Consider the following 12,121-nt stretch of genomic DNA (forward strand, 5'->3'; position numbering starts at 1 on the left):
TCGCAGGAGGCCTCAGGTGGACGCCGCCCGGGCGTCGACCACCGTCGCCAGCACCCGGGCCTCCCGCAGCGCATCGTCGTCGCAGGTCAGCGGATCCACGTCGAGTGCCACCAGGTCGGCCGGCCCGCCCGGGAACAGGTGGCCCGCACGGCCGGTGACCTGGGCGGCGCCGGTGGTGAACAGGGCCAGGGCCTCGGCCGGGGTGATCGCCTGGGCCTCGCCCAGCGGGGTGTCCCGGCCGCGCACCCGGCGGGTGCGGGCCTGCCACATGCCGAACAGCGGCGGCAGCGGCGGCCCGGGCCCGTCGCTGCCGCCGCCCACGAGCACGCCGGCGTCGAGCCACGCCCGCAGCGGATTCGCCTGCGCGGCCTCGTCCTCGCCGAGCCGGTCGATGAGGGTGGTGCCGAACGCCCACTGCAGCGCCGGGTGGGCCGACAGCGCCACGCCGAGTCGCGCGGCCCGGGCCATCGCGGCGCGACCGGGTGAGAGGTAGCCGTGGATGATGTGGAAACCCGTTCCGCGGTAGGGACGTTCACCGGCCCAGTTGAGCACCTCGAGTACATCCAGCACGGCGTCGACCGCGGCGTCACCCACCGCGTGCACCCCGACGCCGCGCCCACGCAGCTCCGCCGTGCAGTGCCGGCGCAGGGTCTCGAGCGTGATCGTGCGGTTGCCGTGGTCGTCGGTGCCCGGCCACGGCACCGACCGCCAGGCCGTGCCGAGTGAACCTCCGCCGTCGAGAAAGAGTTTCGTCGGGCCGACCCGCAGCTGCCGCGGGTCGACGCCGGTGATCGCATCGACGGCGGCGGTGACGTCGAGCGGGTCGACCTCGTCCGAGCCCAGCGGCATGACGACGGCCCGCTGCCGCAGCCAGCCCTCCTGCGCGGCCCGCGTCCAGGCGGTCAGGTCGTCGAGCGCGACGGCCGGGTCCATCGCCGTGGTGATGCCGTGCTCCAGCAGCTCGGCCTGGCCCAGCCGGATCCAGCGCATCCGGGTCTCCAGGTCGGGCCGGGGTTTCCGGGCGAGGGCCACGGCCCGCTCGACGAGCACGCCGGTGGGGGAGCCGGTGCGGTCACGCTGGATGCGGCCGCCGGGCGGATCGGGCGTGGTGGCGGAGATCCCGGCCCACCGCAGCACGGACGAACTGACGATCGCGTCGTGCCCCTTGCGGTCGAGCACCACGAAGCGGCCCGGGCAGGCGCGGTCGAGGTCGTAGCGGTTGGGCAGGCGCCGCTCGGCCAGGTCGACGGGCTCGAACGCGGCGTCGGCCTCGATCCAGCCGTCGTGCGTGTCGGCGTAGTCGCTGAGCCGTTGCTGCAGGGCCTGGAGCGAACGGACGCCGGTCAGGTCGCAGCGGTCGCGTCGCCTCCCGGCCCACATCACGTGGACGTGGCTGTCGGTGAAGCCGGGCAGGACCGTTCCGGGCAGGTTGATCTCACGCACGCGGGCGCTGAGCTCGGCCCGCACCCAGCCCGGCGTGCCCCACGACACGATCGCCCCGTCGCGCACCCCGATCGCGCCGACCCGGGCCGGCAGGGCCCGGTCCGGGGAGAGGGTGTGGATGTCGCCGGTGATGAGGACGTCAGGCATGCCCGGGCTCCCGGAACGAGAGGGCGCCCGCATCGATCCCGCTCAGGTCAGGACCTCGCCCCGGCCGTCGGCGCGGGGGTCGGCCGCGGCGGACAGGCCCCCGGCGTCCAGGCGGCTGACCTGCACGTGACCGGCGTCGTCGCGCTTGCTCCCCGACGTGACCACGGTCAGTCCCAGATCGGTGGCCGCCGCCGCCAGGGCCTCGGCACCGGGCACCGCGGGCTCGAGCAGCAGCGTGGGCGAGGGCATTCCGAGGTCCCGCGAACCGATCACCCAGCGCGGGCGGTCGAGCACCGCCGACAGGTCGGGGGCCGTGACCACGTCGCGCGCCACCTGCGACAGGATCCACGCCTGGGCGCGGCCTCCCTGGCAGCCGAGGGCCACGACCGTCTCGCCGGAGACCGCGATCGCCGGGCACAGCGTGTGCGGTGGGCGGGCCCCGGGCTGGATCCGGCCCGGGTGCGCGGGGTCGAGGCTGAAGGCCGAACCCCGGTTGTGGAAGACGATTCCGGTGGCCGGGTCGAGGAAACCGGAGCCGAAGGTCTGGAACACGCTCTGGATCAGCGTGACCGCGGTGCCGTCGGCGCCGACGGCCGTGACCGCCACCGTGTCGCCGGCCGGCTTGGGACCGGTGGGCAGGGCGTCGACCGGGACGGACGACTGGCCCAGCAGGGCGGCCACGTCGACCGGACCCCGCGCCGGGTCGCCCAGCAGCGCGTCGCGGCGCAGTTCGGCGGCCCGGGCGGCGCCGAGCTCCTGGCCCGGGGCGGCGGACAGCACGGCCAGCAGAGCCGCCCCCTGACTGGGCGGGGGAGCGACCGACCAGACCACGCCGTCGACCGTCGCCGACAGCGGTTCGCCCACCTCGGCCCGGTGCACCGCCAGGTCGGGCTCCCGCAGGGGGCTGCCGAAAGCCTCCAGCGCGGAGGCGATCCGGGTGGCCAGCGGGCCGGTGTAGAACGATCGCCAGTCGGCGGCGATCTCGGTCAGGGTGTCCGCGAGAGCCGGCTGCACCAGAGGTGAGCCGACCGCCCGGGGCGCCGACGCGTCGTCCAGCAGGAGAGCCGACAACCCCGGATCGGAACGGACGACCGCGAGCCGGTCGAGCGTGCCCCGGGCCAGCCCGGGGCTCACGGCCACCCCCTCGCGGGCGAGCCCGATCGCGGGCGCCAGCAGGTCGGCGAGCGGCAACCGGGCACCCAGCCCGGCGAGCCGCGCCCAGCCCGCCACCACACCCGGGACCGTGACCGACAGCGGGCCGCCCGGGGGCATCCGGTCGAGCCCGGCCACCGCGGACACGTCGAGACCCTGGGCCGCGGCCCCGGCCGAGACCACGGCCCGTACCTCGCCCGAGGGCAGGCGGACCAGCGCGATCAGGTCACCGCCGACCGAGCACTGGTGCGGGTAGGCGACGGTGAGGGCGGCAGCGGCGGCGACCGCGGCGTCCACCGCCCCGCCACCGGCCTCGACCACCGCGCGGGCGGCCGACACCGCGTCGGGATGGGGAGCCGCGATCGCTACTGCTGCCATCGGTGTCTCAGTCCCTCGTGATCAGGACGGCCCGGGTGAAGGCGCCGTCGGCATCGACCAGTTTGGCCGGAAGACACACTAATTCGTACTCGCCCGGCGGCACCTCGTCCAGGTCCGCGTTCTCCAGGATCAGCACCCCGGCGTTCAGGAGGACGTGGTGGGAGTCCCAGGTGTCCGTGCGGGTGTGGTGCTCGAGGGTCATGTAGTCGGTGCCGATCAGCTCGACGCCGTGATCGACCAGCCACTGCGAGGCGGCCGGCCCGACACCCACCCAGGTCTGCGCCCGTTCGGGTTCCTTGAGCGGACCGGCCGAGTTCGTGGTCTTCAGCAGGACCCGCCGGTGCCCGGCGACGCCTGCCGCCTCCAGGTGCTCGGGGAGCACCTCGCCCTCGACCCCGGTGCAGTCCGCGACGATGGCCGGGCCGATCATCGAGTACAGCGACACCTGGTCGATCGGCGTCGCGCCGTCGACGAAGTGGGCCGGGGCGTCGACGTGGGTGCCGGTGTGCGCGCCCAGGCGCCAGCGGGTCACGTTGGACGCGTCGCCGTTGGCCAGCGACTCGACCACCTCGACCTCGGGTTTGCGGCCCCAGTGCAGCATCTTCGGGTGGATGGGGAGGGTGATGTCGTAGATCTTCATCGTCACGCCTTTCCGGGGCGATGGGTCGGGTCCGGCCAGGGCTCGGCGACGGCTCCGGCCACCGCCTCGGCGGTGGTCCTCACGCAGCGCTCGAACTCGGCCTTGCCGTGGTCGGCATTGGCCTCGTGCACGTCGCGGCCCCAGACCCCGGTGTCGCTGACCTGGTCCATGCGGTAGTCCCAGAACGAGTCCACGTCCACGTGCGAGGTGGCGCGGTCCATGTGCACGAGCTCGGGGTGCAGGTGCAGCATCACCGAGGTCTCGAAGAAGTTGGCGTGCATCAGGCCTCGCCCGTACTGCACCCGGCCGTTGACCTCCGGGCCCGGGTACATGGTGACGTAGCCCAGCGCCCGCACCCGCGAGTCCGGGTGCCGCACCCGGAGTTTCTCGGCCGTGACGTCGAGCGCGCCGTTGTTCCAGATGTGCCCGTTCAGCAGCACGAACTGCCGCACCCCGCTGGCGTGCAGCGAGTCGATCAGATCCTCCATCACCGCGATCAGTGTCTCGGGGCGCAGCGCGACGGTTCCCGGGAAGTCGCCGTGCGACCCGGACACCCCGTAGGTGACCGGCGGCAGCACCGGCACCCCGGTGCGCGCCGAGACCTGCTCGGCGACCGCCGTGCCGATCAGCGTGTCCACGGCCAGCGGCAGGTGCGGGCCGTGCTGTTCCACCGCGCCGACCGGAATGATCACCGCGTCGGTGCGTTTCACCGTCTCGCCGGCCTCGGGCCAGGTCTGACGTTCCCAGTACAGGGGCTTGCTCACATCGTCCTCCATCGTATTACCAGACCCGGCGCGACTTCTCGGGCAGCAGGTCGAGGGCCTCGTACTCCACGATGTCCTCGGAGGCTGTCACCCACACCCGGGCGTCCGGGCTGTAGTCGCTGATCAGTTCCCGGCACACCCCGCAGGGGGCGATCACCCGGAACCGGTCGGCCGGCTTGATCTGCACCGAGACCACGGCCTCGATGTCCAGCACGCCGCCCGCGGCCAGAACCGCACCCATGGCCACCCCCTCGGCGCAGATCGAGCTACGCCGGCAGGAACCCTCGACATGGACGCCGGTGTGCACCGATCCGTCCCGGGTGCGCAGAGCGGTCGCCACCTCGTGACGGCCCTGTACGTAGACCTTCTCGAGGAGGTCCTGGGCTCGCTCGAAGAGCTCAGGATCACCGGGGGCCTGCAGACGCAGGATCACAGGCCCAGGATCTTCGCGAAGTTGCCGCCCTCGACCAGCGCCCGGTCGGTCTCGTCGGGAATGGCCTTGGCGATCTTGAAGCGCTCGAGATCGAAGTCGGAGCCGGGCCATTCGCTGCCCAGCAGGATCTTCGAGGCGCCCAGCCGTGCGTAGGCCCGCTTCACGTCGCTCATCAGGGTGGCCGAGGTCTCCAGGAACACGTGCGGCTGGCGCTCGGCCACGATGATCGCCTCGGGCACGTTCCAGACGGCACCCATGTGCGCGATGATCGTCGGCACTCCCGGGTGGTCCTTGGCGATCTCCTCGATGGCCAGCGGGGCGCAGAACGAGTCGTCGAGGGCGTTGATCAGCACGGGAAGTCCCAGCGAGGCGCACTTCTCGAAGACCGGGTCGAGCAGCCCGTGATCGGCCACGTGGTAACCGTGCAGGCTCGGGTGCAGCTTCAGGCCCTTCAGCCCGGCCGCCGCGAACCGCTCGATCTCGTCGAGGGCGTCGTCGGCCTGGGGCATGACCTGGCCGAAACCGATGAACCGGTCGGGGTGCTTCGACACCATGTCGATGAGGAAGTCGTTCTCGATGCGCTGGGCCAGGGAGCACACCATGGCCATGTCCACGCCGGCCGCGTCCATCCGGGTCAGGATGCGCTGCGGGTCGAACGGTGTGTGGGGCGGCGGCTTCTCGCCCGGCTTCGCGCCGGTGAGGTAGTCGGAGCGGCCGCGCACGTCCTGGGTGGTGTTGTAGGCGTCGATGATCACGCGTGCTCCAGAGGTTCGAGAGGGAAATGACAGCGGACGTCGTGGCCGGGCCCGAGTTCCCGGAGCACCGGTTGCTCGGTACGGCAGAGCTCGGTGGCCGCGGGGCAGCGGGTGGAGAAGAGGCAGCCGGCCGGGGGATCGGCCGGGTCGGGGGGATCGCCCTGGAGCTGAGCAGCTTTCGGCTCAGCCACCGCCGTGACCCGGGGCACCGAGGCCAGCAGGGCACTGCTGTACGGGTGGGCCGGGCCCGCGAAGAACCGGTCGCGCTCGGCGATCTCGATGATCTGGCCCAGGTACATCACCGCGACCCGGTCGGCCAGCTGCCGCACCACGCCCAGGTCGTGCGATATGAACAGGCAGGTCAGGTTGCTCGTCTCGGTCAGGTCGGCGAGCAGGTTCACCACCTGGGCCTGGATCGACACGTCGAGCGCGGAGACCGGCTCGTCGGCCACCACGAACCTCGGCGACGGGGCCAGGGCCCGGGCGATCGCGATGCGCTGACGCTGGCCGCCGGAGAACTCCCGGGGCCGGCGCTGCCCGGCGTCGCGGCCGAGGCCGACCTTCTCGAGCAGCTCGCCGGCCCGCTCCTCGGCCTCCTGGCGCGTCGCGCCCCGGGCCCGCACGACCGGCTCGGCGATGATGTCGACCACCTTGCGGCGCGGGTTCAGCGAGCCGAACGGGTCCTGGAAGATCATCTGCAGGTCGGCCCAGACCCGGCGCAGGGGCGCACCCTTGAGGTGGGTGATGTCGAGGCCGAGGAAGTCGATGCGCCCGGCCTGTGGCTCGATCGCCCGCAGCACGGCCCGGCCGAGACTGGACTTGCCACACCCGGACTCGCCGACCAGGCCCAGCGTCTCACCCTCGGCGATGACCAGGTCGACGTCCCGCACGGCCCGGACCTTCTGACCGCCGGGCCGGGAGTACTCGACGCGGAGCCCGGTGAGCTGGAGCAGGGGAACGGGTTTCATGCGACACCGGCTCTCAGACACGCGACCTGGTTCTCGAGCGGCGGTACCTGCTCGAGACATTCGTCCTGCACCAGGTCGCAGCGGGGGGCGAAGGCGCATCCCGGTGGCCGGTCGACCCCGGTCAGCGGGTTGCCCTTGATCGCCGCCAGCCGGCGCGGCCGGGGGCCGTCGATCCGGGGCATCGAGTTCAGCAACCCGACCGTGTACGGGTGGCGCGGGTGGTTGAGCACCTCGTCGCGGGTACCGATCTCGACGATCCGCCCGGCGTACATCACCGCGATCCGGTCGGCGACCTCCGCGACCACGCCGAGGTCGTGGGTGATGAGCACGACCGCGCTGCCGTGCTCGCGCTGCATCCGCTTGAGCAGCGCCAGCACCTGGGCCTGGATGGTCACGTCGAGGGCCGTGGTGGGCTCGTCGGCGATCAGCACACCCGGATCGTTGGCCAGCGCGATCGCGATCATGACGCGCTGCCGCATGCCGCCGGAGAGCTGGTGCGGGTAGGCGCGGGCGCTCTGCTCCGGGTTGGCCAGGCCGACGTCCCTCAGGAGGGACACCGCCTTCAGCGCAGCCTCCTTGGACGACACCGGCTGGTGCTGCCGGATCATCTCCGCCACCTGCTTACCCACCCGCTGCACCGGGTTGAGTGCGGCCAGGGCGTCCTGGAACACCACGGCGATCCCGGCCCCGCGGATGCGCTGCAGCTGTTTGTCCCCGGCCGCCACCAGGTCGGTGCCGTCGAAGTCGGCCGTACCCGAGATGTGCGTGCGCGGGCCCCGGTTCAGCCCGGTCAGCCCCATCGTCAGGGCGCTCTTGCCGGAGCCGGACTCGCCGACCAGCGCCAGCAGTTCACCCGCGAACAAGTCGAAGCTGACGCCGTTGACCGCGGGCAGCCGGCCGGCCGGCACGTCGAACTCGACCTTGAGGTCACGGACGCTGAGAACGGTGGTCACGACAGGGCTTCCTCGATCAGGTCGGCCACCCGGCCGGGACTGACCTGGGGCACGAAGTGGCTGCCGTCGACCTCGGAGGTGACGGCCCGCATCCGGGCGGCCATGTCGCGCTGGGTGTCCACCCGCAGCGTCTTGTCCTGAGCGGCCACGAGATACCAGCTGGGCCGGGTCTTCCAGGCCGGGACGCCGGACTTCTGCGCGAAGATCTCGTTCGAGCTGGGCCGTCCCTCGGCGGACCACACCTCACGGCGCTCCGGCGGCAGGTCCCAGGCGATCTCCGCGTAGTACTCGGGCGAGCGCGACGACTGCCACGAACCGTCCGCTCCCCGCACCATGTGCTTGTTCACCGGCGCGACGTCGTACCGGGCCAGGATGTCCTGGATCGACTCGTCCTGGTCCGGCGCCCACGCCGCCACGTAGACCAGGCCCTTGACCCGCGGATGGTGCCCGGCGCCGGTGATCACTGCGCCGCCGTACGAGTGCCCGACGAGAAGCACGTCCCCGTCGGTGTTCTCGTCGATCCACGCGGTGGTCGTCGCGATGTCGTCCTCGAGGGAGGTCATCGGATTGGTGACCGCCGAGACCACGTGCCCCCGCGCGTGGACCATCGGCAGCACGAACGACCACGTGGTGGGCGTGCCACCGGCGCCGTGCACGAGAACGATGTTCATCTCAACTCTTTCCCAGCCGCGGGTCCAGCACCAGGTACAGGACGTCGACGGCCGCGTTGACCAGTACGAACAGCAGGGCGATCGCCAGCGCGGCGCCCTGCACCACCGGGTAGTCGCGCTGCAGCACCGCGTCGACGAGCAGCACCCCCACCCCGGGGTAGGAGAAGACGGTCTCGGTGACGGTGGAACCGCCCAGCAGCGTGCCGAACTGGAGCCCGAGCACGGTGATGATGGGCAGGGACGCGTTGCGCAGCACGTGTTTGCGCACCACCTGCCCCTCGCCGAGGCCCTTCATCTGGGCGGTGCGCACGAAGTCGTCACCCAGTACCTCCAGCACGGAGGCACGCACGATCCGGGTGATGAAACCGGCCGTGGACAGGGCCAGCGTGGCGGCGGGCAGGATCAGGTGCTGGATCCAGGGCCAGATCAGCTCGGGCCGGTCCTGCAGGACCGCGTCCAGCAGCACGAAGTTCGTGAGCGGTTCGTACTCCAGCCGGTTGGGCAGCCGGCCCAGCACGGGCAGCCAGCCCAGCCAGACGCCGAACACCACGATGCCCAGCACACCGAGCGCGAACCAGGGGAGGCTGAACGTGACCGTGGCGGCCGCCCGGATGCCGGTGTCGACCGGGGTGTCCTTGCGCAGCGCCGCGACCAGGCCGGAGACGCCGCCGATGACGACGGCGGCGAGCATGGCCGCGACGGTGAGCTCGATGGTGGCGGGCAGGGCGCTCCTCAGCAGCGACAGGACGTCGTTGCCACCGAAGTACGAGGAGCCGAAATCTCCACGGATCAGGTCACCGAGGTAGGTCAGGTACTGCACCGGCAAGGGCTGGGACAGACCCAGGCTCTCGCTGATCTGGTCGGCGTTGGCGGTGATCTGCTCGGCCGACTGGTCACTCGCGCCGCCCGCCGCCAGAGAGGTGGCGGGGGAGCCGGGCAGGAAGCGCAGGGCCACGAAGACCAGGGTGGCCAGGGCCCACAGCACCAGGGGAACGGTGAGGAGTCTCAGCGCGATGGTTCGGGTCGCCGGATTGCGGGTCACGCGAGTCCCTTCGGGTCGAGCGCGTCCCGCAGGTCGTCACCCGCGAAGTTGCACGCCACCACGAAGACCAGCGTGGCCGCCGCGGGCAGCACGGTCAGGGCCGGCGTGGTGAGCACGAACTCCTGCCCGGCCTGCACCATGTTTCCCCAGTCCGGGGTCGAGGCCGGGATGCCCAGGCCGAGGTACGAGAGCCCGGCCGCGAAACCCGCGGCGACGGAGAGCGTCATGATCACCTGGGCCAGCATCGGCCCGGCGATGTTCGGCAGGATCTCCCGCAGCATGATCCGCCCGCCCTGGCTGCCACCGAGTTTCGAGGCCAGCACGTAGTCCCGCGCCGCCTCCCGGGCACTGAGGGCCCGGGCCAGCCGGGCCAGGCCGGGAGCCAGCGAGATGCCGATCCCGATCACCAGGGTGGCCGGTCCGGCGCCGGCCCCGGCGACCAGCAGGATGATGAGCAGGATCGAGGGGAACGCCAGGGCCAGGTCGACCAGCCGCATCACGACCTGGTCGACCACCCCGCCGAAATACCCGGCGAACAGGCCGATCAGGGTGCCGATCGTGGTCGCCAGGGTGGTCGCCAGCACGGCCACGAGCAGCAGGGGCCGGGAACCGTGCACCAGCCGGGCCAGTTCGTCGCGGCCGAGGTCGTCGGTGCCGAGCGGGTGCCCGCCGCTGCCGAGGGGCAGCAGCGGGCTGTTGCTCTGACGCATCGGATCGGCGCTCACCAGGAACGGCCCGACCAGGGCGACCAGCACGAAGAACACCAGCACCAGCCAGGACGCGGCCGAGAGCCAGTTGGTGCCGATGCGCCGGTGGCGGAGAAGCTCAGACACTCGCCTTCTCCAGGAAACAGCGGTGGTTGCCGAGGGCGTTCGGGTTCAGGCCCTGCACGCTCGCGCCGCTCACCACCGGGTTGGTCGAGTAGGCGAGCATCGACAGCACCATGTACTCCTCGGCCCAGCGCCGCTGGATCTCGGTGTAGGCCGCGGTGCGCTCGTCGCCGTCGGGCAGGTTCTTGGCCGTGTAGAGGTCGTCCGCGAACCGCTCGGACCCCTTCAAGGACGCGAACCCGGTGGCGAAGTCGCCGTAGACACCCGAGGGCAGGGCCATCGAGCCGACCATGTTGTCCGGGTCGGGCACGTACGAGTTGCGCTCCCAGATCATCAGGTCGTGGTATTCGTCGGTCGTGTCGTAGATCCGGTTGAAATACGCTGCCGGGTCCACGGAATCGACCTTCACGGTGAGCCCGAGGTCGGTCAGGTTCTGCTCCACGATCTGCGCGGCCTTGGGGTGCCAGCTGTCGCTGGCGGCCATCAGGTGCACGGTGCGTCCCTCGGCCCCGGCCTGCTTCAGCAGTTCCCTGGCCTTCGTGAGGTCCTGCGTGCTGAGGTCTTTCAGGCTCGCGTCGTAGCCGTTCTGCGACGGCGGGATGGCGTAACCGTCGGGTGTCTGCCCCTTGCCGAAGAAGGCCTGCGAGACGATGGCGTTGCGGTCGATGGCCAGGTTGATGGCCTGCCGCACCTCGAGTTCGGGGATGCGCCGCGCGTCGATCATCAGGATCGCGTCGAAGCCGAGCGTGGTGTCGTGCACCGTCACCGCGTCGTTCTTGGCCAGCGAGGCCAGGCTCGAGTACGGCGTGAACTGCGTGGCCGAGATGTCGCCCGAGATCAGGGAGTTCACGATGGTGGACGGGTCGGTCACCTGCTGCAGCACGAGGCGGTCGATCGGGGGGCGCCCGAGTCGGAAGTCCTCGAACGCCTCCAGCACCACGGACTGGCCGGCCGTGGCCGAGACGAACTTGAACGGGCCGGTGCCGACGAGCGCCTTGCCGATGCCGGAACCCTCCTTCTCCAGCGCGGCGCTGGAGATGATGCGCCCGCCGATGTCCGACAGGCGTGAGAGCACCATCCGGTCGGGCTTGTTCAGCTTCAGCTCGACGGTGTTGTCGTCGACCGCCTTCAGCGACTTCACGTTGTCGGCCAGGTTCTTCAGAGGCCGCGACGCGCCCTCGGGCAGGGTCTTGTCCTTGTCGTTCCACTGCCGGTTCAGGCTGGCCAGCACGTCGGCCGAGGTGAACGTGGTGCCGTCGTGGAAGGTCACACCGGTGCGCAGACGGAAGGTGTAGGTCAGCTGGTCGTCCGAGATCTCCCAGGACTCGGCCAGATCCGGCTGCGGCTCGTTGCTCTCGAACGAGATGAAGGTCAGGCCGCGGCAGACGCAGTCGACGGCCATCCAGTCGCCGAGGGTGGTGTAGAAGGCCGGGTCGTTCACGGCGCTGGTGCCGTCGATGGCCAGGGTGAGCGTGCCGCCGGTGCTCGCGGCGCCGTCGGTGTCGTCGTCGGCGGCCACCCCGCAGGCCGAGAGCAGGCCACTGAGGCCGAAGGTCATGCCCATGCCGAGCAGTCCGGCGCCGCGCAGCATCGTGCGGCGGGAGACGTCGTTCGTGGGGACGGCACTGGTGTCGATGCTGGGGTCGATCGGGGGACGCGGCATGAGGAGCTCCTACGAGACGGGCAGGCAAGCAGGGGGGCCTGGATAGCAATCGACGCAGATTGGATCCATCTAGGAATGGAACGTATCCGGAATTGCGGGTCCCGTCTAGGGTGACCTCATCGACGCACGCCGGTGTTTCGCCTGGGTAAAGGACGGTGGTGGGCCGTGTTTCGATCGCTGTGAGTTCCTGGCTGGGCGATAACAGGCCATTGGACGGGGTACCCGGCTCCGGTCGGGTTCGCCGTCGTCACCCGGCTGGGCACGGACGACCAGTCGATCCTC

The 12,121-nt window shown here is 71.3% G+C and carries 12 protein-coding genes; all 12 read right to left on the reverse strand.

All coding sequences use genetic code 11. The features are described from left to right. Positions 1-12: 12 nt before the first annotated feature. From J2S57_RS21570 to J2S57_RS21625, 12 genes are read right to left on the reverse strand one after another with little or no spacing between them, the layout of a single operon-like run. Entirely contained in the window at positions 13-1,590 is a 1,578-nt protein-coding gene (locus J2S57_RS21570; protein ID WP_307245849.1) for an amidohydrolase, read from the reverse strand. Between the two features lie 42 nt (positions 1,591-1,632). Continuing rightward, positions 1,633-3,120 (reverse strand): gamma-glutamyltransferase, encoded by a 1,488-nt coding sequence (locus J2S57_RS21575; RefSeq protein WP_307245851.1) that lies wholly within the window; start codon positions 3,118-3,120, stop codon positions 1,633-1,635. Positions 3,121-3,127: 7 nt separating this feature from the next. Then, complete coding sequence (locus J2S57_RS21580) at positions 3,128-3,760, reverse strand: cyclase family protein (protein WP_307245853.1); 633 nt, start codon at positions 3,758-3,760, stop codon at positions 3,128-3,130. A gap of 2 nt (positions 3,761-3,762) precedes the next feature. Next, entirely contained in the window at positions 3,763-4,524 is a 762-nt protein-coding gene (locus J2S57_RS21585) for a creatininase family protein (RefSeq protein ID WP_307245855.1), read from the reverse strand. Positions 4,525-4,540: 16 nt separating this feature from the next. Then, on the reverse strand, positions 4,541-4,957 hold the full coding sequence (locus J2S57_RS21590; RefSeq protein ID WP_307245858.1) for a cytidine/deoxycytidylate deaminase family protein: 417 nt from the start codon (positions 4,955-4,957) through the stop codon (positions 4,541-4,543). Beyond that, complete coding sequence (locus J2S57_RS21595; RefSeq protein ID WP_307245860.1) at positions 4,954-5,712, reverse strand: amidohydrolase family protein; 759 nt, start codon at positions 5,710-5,712, stop codon at positions 4,954-4,956. Before J2S57_RS21595 ends, J2S57_RS21590 begins: the two co-directional genes overlap by 4 nt. Next, complete coding sequence (locus J2S57_RS21600) at positions 5,709-6,680, reverse strand: ABC transporter ATP-binding protein (RefSeq protein WP_307245862.1); 972 nt, start codon at positions 6,678-6,680, stop codon at positions 5,709-5,711. Before J2S57_RS21600 ends, J2S57_RS21595 begins: the two co-directional genes overlap by 4 nt. Next, the gene (locus J2S57_RS21605) at positions 6,677-7,633 is read right to left on the reverse strand and encodes an ABC transporter ATP-binding protein (protein WP_307245864.1); all 957 of its coding nucleotides are present in this window, start codon (positions 7,631-7,633) and stop codon (positions 6,677-6,679) included. Before J2S57_RS21605 ends, J2S57_RS21600 begins: the two co-directional genes overlap by 4 nt. Beyond that, positions 7,630-8,304 (reverse strand): alpha/beta fold hydrolase, encoded by a 675-nt coding sequence (locus J2S57_RS21610; RefSeq protein WP_307245866.1) that lies wholly within the window; start codon positions 8,302-8,304, stop codon positions 7,630-7,632. The genes J2S57_RS21605 and J2S57_RS21610 overlap by 4 nt, the downstream gene beginning before the upstream one ends. A gap of 1 nt (position 8,305) precedes the next feature. Then, complete coding sequence (locus J2S57_RS21615; protein WP_307245868.1) at positions 8,306-9,346, reverse strand: ABC transporter permease; 1,041 nt, start codon at positions 9,344-9,346, stop codon at positions 8,306-8,308. Continuing rightward, positions 9,343-10,179 (reverse strand): ABC transporter permease, encoded by an 837-nt coding sequence (locus J2S57_RS21620; RefSeq protein WP_307245870.1) that lies wholly within the window; start codon positions 10,177-10,179, stop codon positions 9,343-9,345. The genes J2S57_RS21615 and J2S57_RS21620 overlap by 4 nt, the downstream gene beginning before the upstream one ends. Next, a complete protein-coding gene (locus J2S57_RS21625; protein WP_307245872.1) occupies positions 10,172-11,839 on the reverse strand; it encodes an ABC transporter substrate-binding protein in 1,668 nt (555 codons plus the stop codon). The genes J2S57_RS21620 and J2S57_RS21625 overlap by 8 nt, the downstream gene beginning before the upstream one ends. Positions 11,840-12,121 lie beyond the last annotated feature (282 nt).

This window comes from Kineosporia succinea, from assembly GCF_030811555.1.
GTDB classification, from domain to species: Bacteria; Actinomycetota; Actinomycetes; order Actinomycetales; family Kineosporiaceae; genus Kineosporia; species Kineosporia succinea.